Consider the following 18,715-nt stretch of genomic DNA (forward strand, 5'->3'; position numbering starts at 1 on the left):
GGCGGGAATGGCGGCGGAATCGGGCAGATTTCCCCGCGTGGCGGTTCTGAACGGCGGATTCTCCGCCGAGCGAGAGGTTTCTCTCGCCACCGGGCGCGAATGTGCCCAGGCGCTGCGCGAGGCAGGATATCCAGAGGTGATCGAGGTCGATGCCGGCCGCGACCTGGTGGCGCAGCTGGCCGCGGCCAAGCCCGATGTGGTGTTCAACGCGCTGCATGGCCGCTGGGGCGAAGACGGCTGCGTGCAGGGCATCCTGGAATGGCTGCAACTGCCCTATACCCATTCCGGCGTCCTGGCCTCGTCTCTGGCGATGGACAAGGAACGCACCAAGGATGTCTACCGCGCCGAGGGCCTGCCGGTCGTCGACAGCGTGATCGCGACCCGCGAAGAGGTTGAGGCGGGCCATGTCCTGCCCGCCCCCTATGTGGTGAAGCCCTTCAACGAAGGCTCGTCGGTGGGCGTCTATATCGTGCAGCCCGGATCGAACGCGCCGCGGCTGGCCGAAACCATGCCGGCGCGGGTGATGGTGGAAACCTATGTGCCCGGCCGCGAGATGACGGTGACGGTGATGGGGGATCGGGCGCTGTGCCTGACCGACATCATCACCGAGGGCTGGTATGATTACGACGCGAAATACAAGCCGGGGGGCAGCCGGCATCAACTGCCCGCGAATGTGCCCGCCGAGATCACGGCGGCCTGCCTGGATTATGCGCTGCGCGCCCATAAGGCGCTGGGCTGCCGCGGGCTGAGCCGCACCGATTTCCGCTGGGATGAGACCAAGGGCCTGGCCGGGCTGGTGCTTTTGGAGACCAACACCCAGCCCGGCATGACGCCCACGTCGCTGGCGCCAGAACAGGCGGCCTTCTGTGGCATCTCTTTCCCGCAGCTGTGCGACTGGATCGTGAGGGATGCCTCATGCAACCGCTGACCGCACCGCCGCGCTACGGACATCCGGCCGCGCGGGCCGTGCCGCAGGTGGCCTCGGTGCCGATGCGCGACCCCGCGCCCTCGCGCTGGGCCTATCGGATGCAGCGCATCATGCTGACGCCGCATCTGCGCCGGCTGATCCGCATCGGCCTGCCGACGCTGGCGCTGGCCGCGATGGTGGGGCTGTATTTCGCCTCGGAAACCCGCCGGGCGGCGCTGGTCAACACCTTCACCGACCTGAAAGAGCAATTCGAGCATCGGCCCGAATTCATGGTCACGCTGGCCTCGGTTGAGGGCTGTTCCAAGGAACTGGCCGAGGCGGTGCGGGCGCGGCTGGACCTGAAACTGCCGCAAAGCTCGTTCGATCTGGATCTGGATGCGGCACGGGCGCGAATCGAGGCGCTGGATGCGGTGAAATCGGCCGAATTGCGGGTGCGTTCGGGCGGGGTGCTGCAGGTTCTGGTGACCGAACGCATGCCGGTGGCGATCTGGCGGCTGGATGACGGGCTGACGCTGGTGGACGAGACCGGCCACCGGGTGGCCAGCCTTCTGGCGCGCAGCGACCGGCCGGACCTGCCGCTGATCGCCGGGGCGGGCGCCGATGCCGCCATGCCCGAGGCGATCGAGATCCTGGCCGCCGCGGGCCCCTTGGGCTACCGGATCCGTGGCCTGGTGCGGATGGGCGAGCGGCGCTGGGACATCGTGATGGACCGCAATCAGCGCATCCTTCTGCCGACCGAAAACCCGGTGCGCGCGGTCGAGCGCCTGCTGGCGCTGGACCATGCCCAGGACATCCTGAACCGCGACCTGCTGACCGTCGATCTGCGGCTTGCCGGCCGTCCGACCCTTCGCCTGACCCCCTATGCCCTGACGCAGATGCGCCGCGCCCAGGGAATTGAAACCGTGGAGTCCGACCTGTGACCGATCTTTATCAGACCCAAAGGGCGATGCGGAACATGCGCCAGGCTGCGATGCAGCGGGGCGTGATCGCCATTCTTGACGTCGGCACCTCGAAGATCGCCTGCCTGATCCTGCGCTTCGACGGCGAGGCCCGGCCGCGCGATGTCGATGGCGTGGGCCCGATGGCGGGGCAAAGCCAGTTCCGCATCATCGGCGCGGCCACCACCCGCTCGCGCGGGGTGCGCTTCGGCGAAATCACCGCGATGCAGGAAACCGAACGCGCCGTCCGCACCGCCGTTCAGGCGGCGCAGAAGATGGCGAATGTGCGGGTGGACCATGTGATCGCCTGTTTCTCGGGCGCCGATCCGCGCAGCTACGGGCTGGCCGGCGATATCGAATTGCAGGATTCGGTGGTGACCGAGCAGGACGTGGCGCGGGTTCTGTCGGCCTGCGACACGCCCGATCTGGGGCAGGGCCGCGAGGTGCTGCATGCCCAGCCAGTCAATTTCGCGCTGGACCACCGCACCGGCCTGGGCGATCCGCGCGGCCAGATCGGCAACCGGCTGGCCTGCGACATGCATCTTCTGTCTGTCGATGGCGACGCGATCCAGAACCTTCTGTACTGCATCCGCCGCTGCGATCTGGAACTGGCGGGCCTGGCCTCGTCGGCCTATGTCTCGGGCGTGTCCTCGCTGGTCGAGGACGAGCAGGAACTGGGCGCGGCCTGCATTGATCTGGGCGGCGGCACGACCGGCCTGTCGATCTTCATGAAGAAGCACATGATCTATGCCGATTCCGTGCGGATGGGCGGCGATCACGTCACGTCGGACATCGCCAAGGGGCTGCAGATCCCGCTGGCCACCGCCGAGCGGATCAAGACCCGCCATGGCGGGCTGGTCGCCACCGGCATGGATGACCGCGAGATGATCGAGATCGGCGGCGACAGCGGCGACTGGGACAAGGACCGCCGCCAGGTCAGCCGCACCGAGCTGATCGGCATCATGCGCCCGCGCGTGGAAGAGATCCTGGAAGAGACCCGCGCCCGGCTGGATGTGGCGGGCTTCGACCATCTGCCCAGCCATCAGATCGTGCTGACCGGCGGCGGCAGCCAGATCCCGGGCCTGGACGCGCTGGCGGCGCGGATCCTGGGCCAGCGGGTACGGCTGGGCCGGCCGCTGCGCGTGCAGGGCCTGCCGCAGGCCGCGACCGGGCCGGCCTTCGCCTCGGGCGTGGGCCTGTGCCTGTTTGCGGCGCATCCGCAGGATGAATGGTGGGACTTCGAAATTCCCGCCGAGCGCTATCCGGCGCGGTCGCTGAAACGGGCCTTCAGATGGTTCAAGGACAACTGGTAACCCCAACATCCTGCGCCATGTGCGAAATCCCGCTTAGAGCGGGCAGCTTTTGCCCATATTTTGTGGCAAATGTGCGTTTTTCTGGTGACCTTGCGGGGCGATGTCGGTAGAATCAGCACCAACTGGCGGAGTCGGACCCGGGGAAAGGTCTGGCCGAAGGTCAAGCGGAATGCGGCGGCATAAAAACACGGGACAGGCGGTAACCATGGCACTCAATCTGACGATGACCTCCCAGCGCGAAGAGCTGAAGCCGCGCATCACCGTCTTCGGTGTGGGTGGGGCGGGCGGCAATGCCGTCAACAACATGATCGAGAAGCAGCTCGAGGGCGTGGAATTCGTCGTCGCCAACACCGATGCGCAGGCGCTGCAGCAGTCGAAGGCGAATGCCCGGGTGCAGATGGGCGTGAAGGCGACCGAAGGTCTGGGCGCAGGCGCCCGCCCCTCGGTCGGTGCCGCCGCCGCCGAAGAGACCATCGAGGAAATCGTCGACCACCTGGCCGGGGCGCATATGTGCTTCATCACCGCCGGCATGGGCGGCGGCACCGGCACGGGTGCGGCCCCGATCATCGCCCAGGCCGCGCGCGAATTGGGCGTCCTGACCGTGGGCGTCGTGACCAAGCCCTTCCAGTTCGAAGGCAACAAGCGGATGCGCCAGGCCGAAGAGGGGATCGAAGCCCTTCAGAAGGTCGTCGACACGCTGATCATCATTCCGAACCAGAACCTGTTCCGTCTGGCGAATGAACGCACCACCTTCACCGAAGCCTTCGCCATGGCCGATGACGTGCTGTATCAGGGCGTCAAGGGCGTGACCGATCTGATGGTGCGTCCGGGCCTGATCAACCTCGACTTCGCCGACGTGCGCGCGGTGATGGACGAGATGGGCAAGGCGATGATGGGCACGGGCGAGGGCGAGGGCGACAGCCGCGCCGTCCAGGCCGCCGAAAAGGCGATTGCCAACCCGCTTCTGGACGAAATCAGCCTGAACGGCGCCAAGGGCGTGCTGATCAACATCACCGGCGGCACCGATCTGACCCTGTTCGAACTGGACGAGGCCGCGAACATCATTCGCGAAAAGGTCGATCCGGATGCGAATATCATCGTCGGCTCGACGCTGGACGAGTCGATGGAAGGCCGGATCCGCGTTTCGGTCGTGGCAACCGGCATCGACGCCTCGGCCCAGCTGAAGCCCGAAGTGCCGGTGACCCGCCGCTCGATGGCGCAGCCGCTGACGCTGCATCCCGCGCCCGAGCCGCGGCCCGAACCCCGGCGCGAGCCGGTGTCGCGCCCGGCCCCGGTTGCCGCGGCCCCCGCCGCCCGTCCGGCCCCCGCGCCGGCCCCGCAACCGCCGATGGCCGCGGCCGATGCCGATCTGTTCGAAGCGCTGGATGACCGCGGTCAGGCCTATGCGCAAGAGCCGGAAGAGCTGATGGAAAACGACCTGCCGCCGCCGGTCTACCGCCCGCAGCCCGCGCCGCAGCCGATGGCCGCCGCCCGTCCCGCGCCCGCGTCGATCAACCAGGATCCCGGCGTCTTCGTCGCCCCGCGTCCGCGCGCGGCCGGCCAGCCCTCGCCCGAGGCGCTGGCGCGTCTGCAGGCCGCCGTCTCGAAGAACCCGGGTGCCGCGCCGCAGCGCGGGGCCGCTCCGGCCCCGATGCAGCCGGCCGCCCCGGCAGGCCAGGCCGCAGGCGCCGGCGCCAAGCCGCGTTTCGGCATCGGCTCGCTGATCAACCGCATGGCCGGCCATATGGAAGCGGCCGAACGCCCGGCGCCGCAACAGGGCCGCGCGCAGCCCCCCGTCACCGCCTTCGATGACGAGCCCGAGGCCGGCGGCGATCATGAACGGATTGAGATTCCTGCCTTCCTGCGCCGCCAGGCCAACTGAAAACAGCGGTAAAAAACCTATCGAGGGGCCCGGGAAATCCGGGCCTTTTTCTTTTGAAATCAATGATTTGCCATGTGTCACAAACCGTTGCAAAAGGTGAATTGCTGCACCTGCGCAAGGCCCCTATCTACAAGTCAACCGAAAGGGCGCCCCCGCATCAGGGGGCACAGGCCCCGATCGGGATGAAGGCAAAGGTAGATCGAACGTGCAGAACACGTTGAAATCGGCGGTAACGTTTACGGGTGTGGGCCTCCACACCGGCAAGCCCGTGCGCATGACCCTGCGCCCGGCCTCGGCCGATTACGGGATCTGGTTCCGCCGCACCGATGTGACCGACCGCGATCCGATGATCCCGGCGATCTGGCATGCCGTCACGCCCTCGCGTCTTTGCACCGTGGTGGAAAATGCCGCGGGCGTTTCGGTTTCGACCATCGAACATGTGATGGCGGCCCTGGCGGGCAGCGCGATCCACAATGCGCTGATCGAAATCGACGGGCCGGAAGTGCCGATTCTGGACGGCTCGGCCGAACCTTTCGTCGCGGCCTTCCTGGCGCGCGGCCTGCAGGCGCAGGCGGCCGATGTGCGGGCGATCCGGGTGCTGAAGCCGGTCGAGGTGCGCGATGGTCTGGCCGTGGCGCGGCTGGAGCCGTCGGACATGCTGGAAATCGACTTCCGCATCGACTTTGCCGAAGCCGCGATCGGCCGTCAGGAACGCCGGCTGAACATGTCGAACGGCGCCTTCGTGCGCGAATTGTCGGATTGCCGCACCTTCTGCCGGCAGGCCGATGTCGATGCGATGCGCGAAAAGGGCCTGGCCCTGGGCGGCACGCTGGAAAATGCGGTGGTCTTCGATGGCGACCGGGTGGTCAGCCCGGGCGGCTTGCGCCGCGCCGACGAACCCGTGCGCCACAAGATGCTGGACGCGCTGGGCGACCTGGCGCTGGCCGGCGGGCCGCTGCTGGGCCGCTATACCGGCATCCGCGCCGGCCATGCGCTGACCAACAAGCTGCTGCGCGCGCTGTTCTCGGACCCTTCGGCCTTCCGGATCGAGGGCTGCGGCAGCCGCGTCGGCGAAAAATTGCCGGGTGTGGGCGTGCATCGCGAAGACCTGCCCTCGCTGCGCCGCCAGGCGGCCTGAGATCAGGCCCAAAATCGGGCGCCGGGCCGCTTATGGCTTCGGCGCCTTCTTCTCTGACTGCAGTGTGATCTGGGCGAAAGGCGTTTTGCGCCCCGGATTTTTCTATGCTAGGACAGCCAAAAGCCGGGTGCAAATCGCCCGGGCGGCGCGCCCCCGGGGCGCCGGACAGGAAGACAGGTTTGGATAGGCAAGGCATGGCGGGCAGGGCAGGGGCGAGGCAAGGCGCAGCGGCGCCCAAAGCGGCGCTTGTGATGGCGTTGCTGCTTGCGGCCTGCGCGGGCGGCGGGAATCAAAAGGATATCCCGCTTGAGAATTACACCGCCGAGGAAATCTATCGCCAGGGCGAGGTTGCGCTGGAAACCGGCAAGCGGCCGGCCGATGCGCTGATCTATTTCCAGGAAATCGAGCGGATCTATCCCTATACCGATTACGCGCGCCGCGCGCTGATCATGCAGGCCTTCGTGCTGCACAAGACCAAGAAATACGAAGAAGCCCGGGCCGCCGCGCAGCGCTTCCTTGATTTCTATCCCGATGACGAAGATGCCGCCTATGCGCAGTATCTGATGGCGCTGTCCTATTACGACCAGATCGACGATGTCGGCCGCGACCAGGGCCTGACCTTCCTGGCCCTGCAGGGCATGCGCGATGTGATCGAGAAATATCCCGACAGCGAATATGCCAATTCCGCGATCCTGAAATTCGACCTGGCCTTCGATCACCTGGCCGGGAAGGAAATGGAAATCGGGCGCTATTATCTGAAGCGCAAGAACTATGCCGCGGCGCTGAACCGGTTCCGCTCGGTCGTGCAGGATTACCAGACCACCTCGCACACGGCCGAGGCGCTGCACCGGCTGGTCGAATGCTATCTGGCGCTGGGCCTGACCGATGAGGCGCAGACCGCGGGCGCGATCCTGGGCTACAATTACCAGTCCTCGCCCTTCTATCAGGACAGCTACAAGCTGCTGAAATCCAAGGGCCTGCAGCCCGAGGCCAAGGGCGACAACTGGCTGGCCAAGGTCTATCGGCAGATGATCCGCGGCGAATGGTTGTAGAAGGGGGGCGTGCCTGCACGCATCCGACGGCGGGGCCATGCTGCGCAATCTAGAGATTCGCGACATCCTGATCATTGACCGCCTGGCGCTGGATATGGCGCCGGGCCTGAATGTGCTGACCGGCGAGACCGGGGCGGGCAAGTCGATTCTGCTGGATGCGCTGGGCATGGTGCTGGGCTGGAAGGGCCGGGCCGATCTGGTGCGCGCCGGGGCCGAGAAGGGCGAGGTGACGGCGGTCTTCGATCTGTCGCCGGGCCATGCCGCCCGCGCCGTGCTGGACGAGGCCGGGATCGAGGCCGAAGATGAGCTGATCCTGCGCCGCATCGCCCATGCCGATGGTCGCCGCCAGGCCTTTGCCAATGATCGCCGCGTCTCGGCCGAAGTGCTGCGCGGCCTGTCCGAGACGCTGGTGGAACTGCACGGCCAGCAGGACGATCGCGGCCTTCTGAATCCGCGCGGGCATCGCGCGCTGCTGGATTCCTTCGCGGCGGTCGATCTGGCGCCCCTGCGCGGGCTTTGGGCGGCGCAGCGCCAGGCGCGGGATGCGTTGTTCGAGGCCGAGGCGCAGATCGCGCGGGCGAAGACCGAAGAGGATTTCCTGCGCCATGCGGTGGCCGAGCTGGAAAAGCTGGCGCCTCAGCCGGGCGAAGAGGCGGCGCTGGATGCGCGGCGTCGCGCCATGCAGGCGGGGGCGCGGATCCGTGAGGATATCGGCCGCGCGCAGGGCGCTCTGTCGGATGACGGCGCCGAGGGGCGGATGCGCGACGCCTATCGCTGGCTGACCCAGGCCGCCGACAAGGCCGAAGGGCGGCTCGACCCGGCGCTTGCGGCGCTGGACCGGGCGCTTGAGGAACTGTCCCAGGCGCAGGCCGGGGTCGAGGCCTGTATCGAGGCGCTGGATTTCGACCCGTCCGAGCTGGAGCGGTCCGAGGAACGGCTGTTCGCGATCCGGGCGCTGGCGCGCAAGTACGGGGTGGCGCCCGACGATCTGGCCGCGCATGCGGCGGCGCTGGCAGCCCGGCTTGAGGCGCTGGATGCGGGCGAGGCGGGGCTTGGCAAACTGGCGCGCGCCGTGACGGCGGCCGAAGCGGAATATGCCGCGGCTGCGAAGGTTCTGACCAAGGCGCGGCTTGCAGCGGCTGCAAGGCTGGACAAGGCGATGGCCGCGGAACTGGCGCCGCTGAAGATGGAGCGCGCGGTGTTCCGCACCGTGATCTCCGAAGCCGAGCCGGGCCCGGACGGGCAGGATCAGGTGACCTTCACCGTGGCGACCAATCCGGGCGCGCCGCCGGGCGCGCTAAACCGCATCGCCTCGGGCGGCGAGTTGAGCCGCTTTCTGCTGGCGCTGAAAGTCTGCCTGACCGGCCGCCAACCCGGGCTGACGATGATCTTCGACGAAATCGACCGTGGGGTCGGTGGCGCCACGGCCGATGCGGTCGGTCGCAGACTCAAGGCCTTGGCCGCCGAGGCGCAGGTTCTGGTCGTCACCCATTCGCCGCAGGTCGCCGCTTTCGGTGCCCGGCACTGGCGGGTGGAAAAGCGGGTGAAGGGGGGCATGACCCTGTCCACCGTCACCGCACTGAACCCCGACGAGCGGGTCGAGGAACTGGCGCGCATGCTGGCCGGCGACACGGTCACCGATGCCGCCCGCGCGGCCGCCCGCGCCCTGATCGAAGCCTGACCCAAGCCTGATCTGCGCGTCCCCGCCTTGCGGCGGGTCTTGCTGGCTGCGCAAGCCATGCTCTGGGCGCATGGCGGGGTTTTTCCCTCTCCGGCTGTTTTCTGCGCTGCGGCATTCTATATCGACGGGGTGAAACGATAGGATTTTTCTCCATGTTCACCCGTCTGCAATCCGCCCTGACCCGGCTTCTGCCGCCGTCGATCGAAGCGCGCGAACGCGCCTATCTGGAAGCTTCGGTTTCGCTTGTCGATCTGGAACGGCGCGAACGCGAAATCGACCGCGGCCTGTTCCGCCGCGCGCCCTTCGAATTCTGATCTGTCCGGTTCCGAACTGTCCGGTTCCGAACTGTCCGGGCGCCGTCCCGCGGCGCCACGCCTGCCGGGCCCTAGGCCCATCCCAATGCAAAGAAAAAGAAGAAGATCATGACCCTCGCCCTGACCAATCTGATCCGCGGCTTCCGCCTTCCCTCGATTTCCGCCCTGGTGGCCGAGGTCGAGCAGACCTATGTGAACGCCGCCGAAACCGAGACCGAGCGCGCCGCGCGCCGTCGCGATGTGGCCAATGGCCGCTTCCGCCGCTGGGAATAAGCCCGCGGACCGCTGATCCCGGCGCAGATGCGCCGGGTGGGCCGCGGGCCCCGTCCTGTCTCAGGACACCGGGTCTCGGGCCTCAGGTCTCAGGGCACCAGCTTGCCGGGGTTCATCAGCCCCTTCGGATCAAGCGCCCGCTTGATCCGCCCCATCGCCGCCCAGGCCGCGCCATGTTCGGCGGCCATATGGGGCAGCTTGCCGAACCCCACCCCATGTTCGCCGGTGATCGTGCCGCCCAGCCGCAGCGCGCGTTCGGCCATCCGCCCGGCCAGCGCCTTGGCCGTGGCCGCCTCGGCGCCATTTCCGGGCTCGACCATCAGGATCGCATGGAAATTGCCGTCGCCGACATGGCCCAGGATCGGGCCGGTCAGGCCTGAGGCGGCGATATCCTCGGTCGTTTCCGCCACCGCCTGCGCCAGGGCCGAGATTGGCACGCAGACATCGGTCACCACCGCCGTCGCGCCGGGGCGGGTGGCCAGGATCGCCCGATAGGCCTGATGCCGCGCCGCCCAAAGCCGGTTGCGGTCTTCCGGCCGGTCGGCCCATTGAAAACCCTCGGCCCCGAACCCCGCCGCGATCTCGCCGAAGCGTTCGGCCTGTTCGGCCACGCCCGCGGGCGAGCCGTGGAATTCCAGCAGCAATTGCGGGGCAGGGGGCAGGGCCAGCCGCGAATAGGCGTTCACCGCCGCCACGGTCGCCGCATCCAGAAACTCGATCCGCGCCACCGGCAGGCCGGTCTGGATCGTGGCGATGACGCAATCGACCGCCGCGCCGACCGAAGGAAAGGCGCAGGACGCGGCCGAGACCGCCTCGGGCTGGCCATGCAGACGCAGCGTCAACTCGGTGATCAGCCCCAGCGTGCCCTCGGCGCCGACCATCAGCCCGGTCAGGTCATAGCCCGCCGCCGATTTCGGCGCGGCCGATCCGGTGCGGATCACCTCGCCCCCGGCCAGCACCACCTCAAGCCCCAGAACATTGTCGCGCATCGTGCCGTAGCGCACCGTCGCCGTGCCCGAGGCCCGGGTCGAGGCCATGCCGCCCAAAGACGCATCCGCCCCGGGATCGACCGGGAAGAACAGGCCGGTGGCGCGCAAATCCTCGTTCAAAGCGATGCGGGTCAGGCCGGGCTGCACCACGGCGATCATGTCTTCGGGATCTACGCGCAGCACCCGGTTCATCCGGGCGAAATCCACCGTCACCCCACCCTGCAGCGCCAGCGCATGGCCTTCCAGCGAGGTGCCGGCGCCCCAGCCGATCAGCGGAAATCCGTGCCGGTCGGCCAGCGCGGCCAGGGCCGAGACTTCGGCCGTGGTTTCGGGAAAGACCACGGCCCAGGGCGGCGGGGCCGAGATCAGGCTTTCGCTTTGGCCGTGATGGTCCAGCACCGCCTGCGCGGTGGACAGGCGGGTGCCGAACAGGGCGGCAAGATCGGCAAGGGCGGTTTCGGTCAGCATGGCCCAGGGATGGCGCGGAAAAACCTGCCGCGCAAGGCGGATTGGCTGGAAAGCCCCCGGGCTTTGCGCTAAGCCACCGCCATCCCCGCAGATCAGGCCCGCAGATCAGGAGCGCTGCCGATGAAAGCCGCCGTCATCACCTTTCCCGGGTCGAATTGCGACCGCGATCTTGCCGTCGCCTTCGAAGGCGCGGGCTTTCAGGTCGCGCGGGTCTGGCACAAGGATACGGCCCTGCCGGACGGCGTGGATGTCGTGGGCGTGCCGGGCGGGTTTTCCTATGGCGATTACCTGCGCTGCGGCGCCATTGCCGCGCAATCGCCGATCTCGGCTGCGGTCCATGCCCATGCCACCCGCGGCGGCTATGTGCTGGGCATCTGCAACGGCTTTCAGGTCCTGACCGAGATGCGGCTGCTGCCGGGCGTGCTGATGCGCAATGCCGGGCTGAAATTCCTGTGCAAGCCGGTGCGGATGAAGGTGGCCACCACCGCCTCGGCCTTTACCGAAGCCTATGCGCCGGGGCAGGAGATCGTGATTCCGATCGCGCATCACGACGGCAATTACACGCTGGAGGCCGAGGAACTGGCCCGGCTGCAGGGCGAGGATCGCGTCGCCTTCACCTATGTGCAGAACCCCAATGGCTCGATGGGCGACATTGCGGGCGTCTTGTCGGAAAACCGCCGCGTGCTGGGCATGATGCCGCATCCCGAACGCGCGGCCGAAACGCTGCACGGCTCGGCCGACGGGCAGGGGATCTTCGCCTCGCTGATGCGCGGGATGGCGCTGGCCTGAGCCCGCAAGCTTGAGAGGGCCCGGCCAGAGACCTACAGTCACGCCATGTTCGCCGAAGCCCATCAAGACAATGCCGAGACGCCGCGCGGGTTGCCCCTGCGGGTGAAGCTTGTCGTCGGGCTGTTGATCGTGCTGGCGATTGGCGTGGTCATGGTGTCGAATCGCTGGCTGACCGAGCGTTTCGTCGAGACGACGCGCAACCGGTCAGAGGTGCGGCTGGCGCTGTATACCGGCAATCTGGTGTCGGAACTGCAGCGCACCTCGGTCGTGCCGCTGATTCTGGCGCGCGATCCCGATCTGATCACCGCGCTGAAGGAAGGCAATTTCTCGGCCACCTCGGCCAAGCTGATCCAGCTGCAATCCGAAATCGGCGTGGCCTCGATCCGGCTTGTCGATGGCGATGGAAGGGTGGTGGGGGCGACCAACCGCAATCTTCTGGGCGTCAGCCACCGGCAGGACCGCTACTTCGTCGATGCGCAGCGGGCGAAGGAAACCGTCTTCACCTCGGTCAAGCGCGAGGCCGGCGGCTATGACTTCACCTATTCGCGGGCCCTGCGGTCCGAAGGCAAGGTGCTGGGCGTCATCATCGTCTCGGTCGACCTGATGAAATACGAACGCGCCTGGTCTGGGCTGCAGGATGCGGTTCTGGTCACCGACAGCGAAGGCACGGTGATCCTGGCGACCGAGCCGGTCTGGCGCGGGCTGACCGTGGCCGACGCGCTGGCGGCCAAGGATGCGCCCTCGGCGATCGCGCGGGCCTTTCAGGCCACGACCGATTGGGCCTGGGCGCCGCCCGACGCCTATCTGAAGGGCGAGGCGGTGATGCGCACCGAGGCGCGGGTGCCGTTCCGCGGCTGGAAGATCGTGACCTTCACCGCCTATGATTCGGTGCGCGAGAAGGTGAACGGCATTCTGGCGCTTGAAATCATGGGCTTTGCCATTGTCATGGCGCTGTCCTTCTACATGCTGTCGCGCCGCGCCTGGTCGCGCAGCCTGTCGCTGCAGCGCGAATCCGCGGAATTGCGGCTTCTGAACGCAAGGCTGCAACGCGAGATCGCGGAACGCGAACGGGTGCAGAAGAATCTGGAAGTGGCCGAGCAGACCCTGGCGCAATCGTCGAAACTGGCGGCCTTGGGCGAGATGTCGGCCGCGGTCAGCCACGAGCTGAACCAGCCGCTTGCCGCGATGAAGACCTATCTCGCCGGCGCCCGGCTGCTGTTGCAGCGCAAGCGGCCGGAAGAGGCGCTGTCCTCGTTCCAGCGCATCGACGATCTGATCGAGCGGATGGGGGCGATCACCCGCCAGCTGAAAAGCTATGCGCGCAAGGGCGGCGAGGCGTTCGAGCCGGTCGATCTGCGCGCCGGCATCTCGTCGGCCCTGTCGATGATGGAGCCGCAGCTGAAGGCGCGCGTGGTCAAGATCACCCGCGCCCTGCCGCGCCAGCCGGTCATGGTCATGGCCGACCGGATCCGGCTGGAGCAGGTGATCATCAACCTGTTGCGCAACGCGCTGGACGCGACCAAGGACGTGCCCGCGCCGCAGATCGAACTGCTTCTGGCCGCGGGCGAGACGGCGACGCTGACCGTCCGCGACAATGGGCATGGGATTGCCGATTTGGACAATCTGTTTGAGCCGTTTTACACCACCAAGAAGCCTGGCGAGGGCGTCGGGCTTGGCCTTGCGATTTCCTCGGGCATTGTCACCGACCTCGGCGGGCGGCTGACGGCACGCAACGCGGAAGGAGGCGGCGCGGTCTTCGAGATGCAGCTGCCGATCCTTGGAAAAGAGCAAGAAGCAGCAGAATGAGGAGCCCATGGCAAGAACGATGAAGGTTGCGATCGTCGACGACGAGGCGGATATGCGCGCCTCGATCAGCCAGTGGCTGGCCCTGTCGGGTTTCGATACGGAAACCTATGGCAGCGCCGAGGATGCGCTGAAGGCGATCGGGCCCGAGTTCCAGGGCGTGGTCGTCAGTGACATCAAGATGCCCGGAATGGACGGCATGGCCTTCCTCAAGCGGTTGATGAGCCAGGATTCCGGCCTGCCGGTGATCATGATCACCGGCCACGGCGACGTGCCGATGGCGGTGGAAGCGATGCGCGTGGGCGCTTTCGATTTCCTGGAAAAGCCGTTCAACCCCGACCGGATGACCGAATTGGCCAAGAAGGCCACCCAGGCGCGGCGGATGACCCTGGACAACCGCGCCTTGCGCAAGGAACTGTCCGACGGCTCGACCATCATGAAGAAGCTGGTGGGCTCTTCCCCGGCGATGGAGCGGCTGCGCGAGGATATTCTCGATCTGGGCCAGGCTGACAGCCACGTTCTGATCGACGGCGAAACCGGCACCGGCAAGACGCTGGTCGCGCATGCGCTGCACGCGGTCGGGCCGCGGGCCTCGAAGAAATTCGTCACGATTTCCTGCGCCGCCTGGTCCGAAGACCAGCTGGCCTCGAAACTGTTCGGCCCCGGTGAGGATGGCACCATCCCGCTGATCGAAGAGGCGCGCGGCGGCACGCTGTGCCTTGAGGATATCGAGGCGCTGCCCAATGCGTTGCAGGCGCGGCTGCTGACCTTCATCAACGAACAGGGCACCCCGCCGGAAACCCGGATCATCGCGATCTGCAACCAGCATGCCCAGGACATGACGCTGGAACAGACGCTGCGGCAGGATCTGTTCTACCGGCTGGGCGCGATGACGATCATGCTGCCGCCCCTGCGGTCGCGCGGCGAGGATATCTTGCAGCTGTTCACCCGCCTGTCCGAGCAATTCGCCGAGGAATACGGCTGCGAGGCGCCGCAGGTGACCGCACAGGAAGCCGCCCAGCTTCTGCAGGCGCCCTGGCCGGGCAATGTGCGCCAGCTGGTCAATATCGCCGAACGCGCGGTCTTGCAGAACCGCCGCGGATCGGGCTCGATCGCGTCGCTGCTGATGGCCGACAATGAAAGCTCGGGCCCCTCGGCGATGACGACCGAAGGCAAGCCGCTGAAGGAATATGTCGAGGCGTTCGAGCGGATGCTGATCGACAATACGATGCGGCGTCACAAGGGCAGCATCGTCGCGGTGATGGAGGAACTGTGCCTGCCGCGCCGGACCCTGAACGAGAAGATGGCGAAATACAGCCTGCAGCGGTCGGATTACGTCTGACCCCGCGCCGTGGGCATGGGCTCGGCATAGGCCGGGTCCAGCCAGTCCGACAGATCAAGCCCGACAAGGGCCGCGGTCTGTCGGATATCCTCGGCAAACAGATCGTCCAGCCGGCGGCGATCCTCGGGGGCTAGGCCGGGCAGATGCCGGGTGTCGATCGGCGGCAGGTAGCGGCCGGCCTGCACGCAAGGCAGCGGGGGCAGATCCAGAAACCGGGTCAGCCGGTCCAGGCAGGATTGCGGATCGCGCCACAGGGCATCGGTGCGCAGCACCAGAAGCTGCGCGGGCGGGAAATGCGCCAGCACCCGCAGGATCTGCGGCGCGTAAAGCCCCCGCTCAACATAGGAAAAGATCCGATGCGGCAGCGGCCCGGGTTCGGCCCGGCCGCGGCCCTGGTCGGAAATGGCCGCGCTGAAATCCAGCGTCTCGGTCTCGCGCGCAAGTTCCATCCGCCACTGCGAATGGGCGCGATAGGCCGGGTGGCGCAGCAGCAGAACGATCTTTGCCGCCGGATTATAGGCGCGGATCCGCGCCATGGCCGGGGGCCAGAAACTGTAGATCGGCGTCGCCTCGATCCGGCAGGCGGCCTGGGCCCAGGCCTGGGGCTGGAAATAGGCGCTGAAAGCGGCCTGCGCGGGCGGCGCCTCCGCAGAGGGGCTGTCCCAATCCTGCGCCTCATCGTCGAAGACATGCGGCTCTTTCGGCTGGCTGGCCGCGATATCGGGATGTTCGGACAAAAGCCGGTGCAGGGCCGTGGTGCCGGCCTTCTGCATCCCAGCCAGAAACGCATCAACTTTGTTTACCATACCGCGCCATAGCCGGGGTGTGTTAACAAAGCCCTAACGCAGGGCCTTTGCCCGGTCCAGGTTTTCCACCCCATTCGCCGCCGGTTCGGCCCGCTTGCGCCTGCCACTTTCGGCGCGATCCGGGCCCGAAAATGCGCCCCAGCCCCGTAGGCGCGGAAATTCGGCATTGTGTTGGAAGCCGGTTTCCCGATAGGTTGCGGCTGAGACCGGCTTTTGGGCCAGTCGTCGATATTCTCTCCAGTGTCTTGACCTGTGGCGCCATGGCCCGCGCCCGGACCGCGCACCGGAGCCGGATCGGCCGCAAGGCCGTGCAAATTGCCGAAGGACCGGCGACCGAAGGGTCGGGGGCCCGTAGGCCACCAAAGGCGGGGGGTCCGCAAGGCCCTCTTGACGTGAACCGCGATGAGGCGCGCGAGCATTGCAGTGACAGGTGAGGTCTGCCCTTCCGGCAGGGCCCGCCCGCCTGCGCTCGGCGCCCGCGCCCTGACAAGCCGCCCCATGACCCGTGATCCGCACCTGGCTCCGCCAGGGGCATCCTTGCGCCTGGGGCGCGATGGAAGAACATGCCCAAGAAAATGCTCATCGACGCCACCCACGCGGAAGAGACCCGCGTTGTCGTGGTGGACGGCAACAAGGTCGAGGAATTCGACTTTGAAACGGTAAACAAGCGCCAGCTGGCCGGGAATATCTACCTGGCCAAGGTCACGCGGGTCGAACCCTCGCTGCAGGCGGCCTTCGTGGATTACGGCGGGAACCGGCACGGGTTCCTGGCCTTTGCGGAAATCCACCCGGATTATTACCAGATCCCCAAGGCCGATCGCGAAGCGCTGATCGCCGAGGAACGCGCCATGGCGCGGGCCGAAGAGGAAGAGGAAAACCGCAGCCGCCGCCGCCGCCCCGCGCGGCCCAAGCCCGCCGCGGTCGAGGCCGATGCCGTCGTGGCGCAGGGCCCGTCGGAAATGGACGTGGTCGATCTTGAGGATGACGCGGCCGAGGCGCCGGTTTCAGCCGAAGCCCCCTCGACGCCCGAGGCTGCGGCGGATCACGACCATGATCATGGTCACGACCACGATCACGATCATGCCGGCGAGAATGGCAATGGCGATGCGCCTTACCGCGCCATGGACCATGCCAGCGACACCGATGACGAAATCGAATCGGTCGCCGAAGAGGATGTGGCCGAGGAAATCAGCCAGCCGCGCCGCCCCAAGGCCCGGCGCTACAAGATCCAGGAAGTGGTCCGCGTGCGCCAGATCATGCTGGTGCAGGTGGTCAAGGAAGAACGCGGCAACAAGGGCGCGGCACTGACGACCTATCTGTCGCTGGCGGGCCGCTATTGCGTCTTGATGCCGAACACCGCGCGCGGCGGCGGGATTTCCCGCAAGATCACCAATGCGGTGGACCGCAAGAAGCTGAAGGAAATCGCGGGCGAGATGGAGGTGCCGGAAGGGGCCGGCCTGATCATCCGCACCGCCGGCGCCAAGCGCACCAAGGCGGAAATCAAGCGCGACTATGAATATCTGATGCGGCTCTGGGAACAGATCCGCGACTTGACACTGAAAAGTATCGCGCCCGCGGCGATCTATGAGGAAGGCAACCTCATCAAGCGCTCGATCCGCGATCTTTACAGCAGAGAGATCGACGAGGTCCTGGTCGAGGGCGAGGCGGGCTACCGCACCGCCAAGGACTTCATGAAGATGATCATGCCCAGCCATGCCAAGCTGGTGCGCCGCTATGACGAGGCGATGCCGCTCTTCGCCCGCTACCAGGTGGAAAGCTATCTGGGCGGCATGTTCAACCCGGTCGTGCAGCTGAAATCGGGCGGTTATATCGTCATCGGCGTGACCGAGGCGCTGGTCGCGATCGACGTGAACTCGGGTCGGGCGACCAAGGAAGGCTCGATCGAAGACACGGCGCTGAAGACCAACCTGGAAGCCGCCGAAGAGATCAGCCGCCAGCTGCGCCTGCGCGACCTGGCCGGGCTGATCGTCATCGACTTCATCGACATGGAAGAGCGGAAGAACAATGCCGCGGTCGAGAAGCGTCTGAAAGAAAAGCTGAAAACCGACCGGGCGCGGATTCAGGTCGGCCGGATCTCGGGCTTTGGCCTGATGGAGATGTCGCGCCAGCGGCTGCGGCCCGGCATGCTGGAATCCACCACACAGCCCTGCCCGCATTGCCATGGCACCGGGCTGATCCGCTCGGATGACAGCATGGCGCTGACGATCCTGCGCGCGCTGGAAGAGGAAGGCACGCGCAAGCGGTCGAAAGAGGTGCTGCTGAAGGCGCCGGTCGGGATCGTGAACTTCCTGTTCAACCACAAGCGCGAACATATCGCGCTGATCGAGGCGCGCTATGGCATGGCGGTGCGGATCGAAAGCGATCCGACGCTGGTTTCGCCCGATTATTCCATTGAAAAGTTCAAGACCGCGACCCGGGTCGTTCCGGAACCTTCGCCGGTGATTTCGGGCCATGCGGGTCTGATGGGCGCGCCGGTCGAGGAGGAAGAGGAAGACGAGGACATCGTCGACGAGATCCTGGACGAAGAGGAAGAGGTCGAAGAGACCGTCGAGGCGAAGCCCGCCAAGGCCGAGGCTCCGGGTGACGGGGGCGGCAAGAAGAAGCGTCGCCGTCGGCGTCGTCGGCGCGGCGGCCGCGATGGCCAGGGTGCCGAGGCCGATGGTGCCAATGGCGAAGACGGCTCGGAGGACGATGCCGGCGCGGACGAGGACGAAGGCACGGACGCGCCGGCGGCCGTGGTCGAGGTGATCGAGATCGCCGTCGCCGTGCCTGTCGCCGAAGCGGTGGCCGAGGGCGAGACGGTCGAGGCCACTGCGGCCGAGCTTGCGGCCGAAGAGGCCCCGGCCAAGCCCAAGCGGACCCGCAAGCCGCGTGCCAAGGCTTCGGATAAGGCGGCCGAGAAGGCGGCGGAAGCTGCGCCGGTCGTGGCCGAGCCTTCCGCCGAAGCGGTGGGTGGCACCTCGGGCGGCGGGGTGCAG

15 protein-coding genes are annotated in these 18,715 nt (G+C 67.0%); 13 read left to right on the forward strand and 2 right to left on the reverse strand.

Annotation, left to right across the window (positions count from 1 at the left end; translation table 11 throughout):
- The first annotated feature begins 7 nt into the window (after positions 1-7).
- The 9 genes from K1Y73_RS14390 to K1Y73_RS14430 all read left to right on the forward strand — a co-directional run bounded on the left by K1Y73_RS14390 (position 8) and on the right by K1Y73_RS14430 (position 9,519).
- A complete protein-coding gene (locus K1Y73_RS14390) occupies positions 8-928 on the forward strand; it encodes a D-alanine--D-alanine ligase (RefSeq protein WP_225029003.1) in 921 nt (306 codons plus the stop codon).
- Entirely contained in the window at positions 916-1,848 is a 933-nt protein-coding gene (locus K1Y73_RS14395; RefSeq protein WP_404819090.1) for a cell division protein FtsQ/DivIB, read from the forward strand. The genes K1Y73_RS14390 and K1Y73_RS14395 overlap by 13 nt, the downstream gene beginning before the upstream one ends.
- On the forward strand, positions 1,845-3,179 hold the full coding sequence (gene ftsA / locus K1Y73_RS14400) for a cell division protein FtsA (RefSeq protein WP_225029004.1): 1,335 nt from the start codon (positions 1,845-1,847) through the stop codon (positions 3,177-3,179). The genes K1Y73_RS14395 and ftsA overlap by 4 nt, the downstream gene beginning before the upstream one ends.
- 205 nt (positions 3,180-3,384) lie before the next feature.
- Positions 3,385-5,061 carry a cell division protein FtsZ gene (ftsZ, locus tag K1Y73_RS14405; protein ID WP_225029005.1) on the forward strand — a complete coding sequence of 559 codons (1,677 nt, stop codon included), beginning with the start codon at positions 3,385-3,387 and terminating at the stop codon, positions 5,059-5,061.
- Between the two features lie 205 nt (positions 5,062-5,266).
- On the forward strand, positions 5,267-6,199 hold the full coding sequence (lpxC, locus tag K1Y73_RS14410; RefSeq protein ID WP_225029006.1) for a UDP-3-O-acyl-N-acetylglucosamine deacetylase: 933 nt from the start codon (positions 5,267-5,269) through the stop codon (positions 6,197-6,199).
- A 251-nt stretch (positions 6,200-6,450) separates the two neighbouring features.
- Positions 6,451-7,251 carry an outer membrane protein assembly factor BamD gene (locus K1Y73_RS14415; protein WP_404819091.1) on the forward strand — a complete coding sequence of 267 codons (801 nt, stop codon included), beginning with the start codon at positions 6,451-6,453 and terminating at the stop codon, positions 7,249-7,251.
- Between the two features lie 37 nt (positions 7,252-7,288).
- Positions 7,289-8,932 carry a DNA repair protein RecN gene (recN, locus tag K1Y73_RS14420; RefSeq protein ID WP_225029008.1) on the forward strand — a complete coding sequence of 548 codons (1,644 nt, stop codon included), beginning with the start codon at positions 7,289-7,291 and terminating at the stop codon, positions 8,930-8,932.
- Between the two features lie 152 nt (positions 8,933-9,084).
- Entirely contained in the window at positions 9,085-9,246 is a 162-nt protein-coding gene (locus K1Y73_RS14425) for a DUF3563 family protein (RefSeq protein ID WP_225029009.1), read from the forward strand.
- Positions 9,247-9,354: 108 nt separating this feature from the next.
- Positions 9,355-9,519 (forward strand): hypothetical protein, encoded by a 165-nt coding sequence (locus tag K1Y73_RS14430; protein ID WP_225029010.1) that lies wholly within the window; start codon positions 9,355-9,357, stop codon positions 9,517-9,519.
- 89 nt (positions 9,520-9,608) lie between these two features.
- Here K1Y73_RS14430 and K1Y73_RS14435 read toward each other — a convergent pair whose 3' ends face one another.
- A complete protein-coding gene (locus tag K1Y73_RS14435; protein ID WP_225029011.1) occupies positions 9,609-10,976 on the reverse strand; it encodes an FAD-binding oxidoreductase in 1,368 nt (455 codons plus the stop codon).
- Positions 10,977-11,096: 120 nt separating this feature from the next.
- Here K1Y73_RS14435 and purQ point away from each other — a divergent pair, with 120 nt between their 5' ends.
- Genes purQ through K1Y73_RS14450 form a run of 3 tightly spaced genes read left to right on the forward strand, consistent with a single transcriptional unit; the run spans position 11,097 to position 14,910 of the window.
- Complete coding sequence (purQ, locus tag K1Y73_RS14440) at positions 11,097-11,765, forward strand: phosphoribosylformylglycinamidine synthase subunit PurQ (RefSeq protein ID WP_225029012.1); 669 nt, start codon at positions 11,097-11,099, stop codon at positions 11,763-11,765.
- Positions 11,766-11,810: 45 nt separating this feature from the next.
- On the forward strand, positions 11,811-13,571 hold the full coding sequence (locus K1Y73_RS14445) for a sensor histidine kinase (RefSeq protein WP_225029013.1): 1,761 nt from the start codon (positions 11,811-11,813) through the stop codon (positions 13,569-13,571).
- A 7-nt stretch (positions 13,572-13,578) separates the two neighbouring features.
- Entirely contained in the window at positions 13,579-14,910 is a 1,332-nt protein-coding gene (locus tag K1Y73_RS14450) for a sigma-54-dependent transcriptional regulator (RefSeq protein ID WP_225029014.1), read from the forward strand.
- Here the strand turns inward: K1Y73_RS14450 and K1Y73_RS14455 are convergent.
- Positions 14,901-15,716 (reverse strand): sulfotransferase, encoded by an 816-nt coding sequence (locus K1Y73_RS14455; RefSeq protein ID WP_225029015.1) that lies wholly within the window; start codon positions 15,714-15,716, stop codon positions 14,901-14,903. The two genes, K1Y73_RS14450 and K1Y73_RS14455, sit on opposite strands and share 10 nt — an antisense overlap.
- A 563-nt stretch (positions 15,717-16,279) precedes the next feature.
- Here K1Y73_RS14455 and K1Y73_RS14460 point away from each other — a divergent pair.
- Positions 16,280-18,715, forward strand: a 2,436-nt coding sequence (locus tag K1Y73_RS14460) for an Rne/Rng family ribonuclease (RefSeq protein ID WP_225029016.1), incomplete at its 3' end; no start/stop codon positions are given.

It is taken from the genome of Xinfangfangia pollutisoli, assembly GCF_020179405.1.
In the GTDB taxonomy this organism is placed as follows: Bacteria; Pseudomonadota; Alphaproteobacteria; order Rhodobacterales; family Rhodobacteraceae; genus Pseudogemmobacter; species Pseudogemmobacter pollutisoli.

What these genes read in the sequence shown, in the direction of transcription:
- K1Y73_RS14390 (WP_225029003.1), top strand. Translation starts at nt 8, where the DNA reads ATGGCGGCGGAATCGGGCAGATTTCCCCGCGTGGCGGTTCTGAACGGC.
- K1Y73_RS14395 (WP_404819090.1), top strand. Translation starts at nt 916, where the DNA reads ATGCAACCGCTGACCGCACCGCCGCGCTACGGACATCCGGCCGCGCGG.
- ftsZ (WP_225029005.1), top strand. Translation starts at nt 3,385, where the DNA reads ATGGCACTCAATCTGACGATGACCTCCCAGCGCGAAGAGCTGAAGCCG.
- K1Y73_RS14415 (WP_404819091.1), top strand. Translation starts at nt 6,451, where the DNA reads ATGGCGTTGCTGCTTGCGGCCTGCGCGGGCGGCGGGAATCAAAAGGAT.
- recN (WP_225029008.1), top strand. Translation starts at nt 7,289, where the DNA reads ATGCTGCGCAATCTAGAGATTCGCGACATCCTGATCATTGACCGCCTG.
- K1Y73_RS14425 (WP_225029009.1), top strand. Translation starts at nt 9,085, where the DNA reads ATGTTCACCCGTCTGCAATCCGCCCTGACCCGGCTTCTGCCGCCGTCG.
- K1Y73_RS14430 (WP_225029010.1), top strand. Translation starts at nt 9,355, where the DNA reads ATGACCCTCGCCCTGACCAATCTGATCCGCGGCTTCCGCCTTCCCTCG.
- K1Y73_RS14435 (WP_225029011.1), bottom strand. Translation starts at nt 10,976, where the DNA reads ATGCTGACCGAAACCGCCCTTGCCGATCTTGCCGCCCTGTTCGGCACC.
- purQ (WP_225029012.1), top strand. Translation starts at nt 11,097, where the DNA reads ATGAAAGCCGCCGTCATCACCTTTCCCGGGTCGAATTGCGACCGCGAT.
- K1Y73_RS14445 (WP_225029013.1), top strand. Translation starts at nt 11,811, where the DNA reads ATGTTCGCCGAAGCCCATCAAGACAATGCCGAGACGCCGCGCGGGTTG.
- K1Y73_RS14450 (WP_225029014.1), top strand. Translation starts at nt 13,579, where the DNA reads ATGGCAAGAACGATGAAGGTTGCGATCGTCGACGACGAGGCGGATATG.
- K1Y73_RS14455 (WP_225029015.1), bottom strand. Translation starts at nt 15,716, where the DNA reads ATGGTAAACAAAGTTGATGCGTTTCTGGCTGGGATGCAGAAGGCCGGC.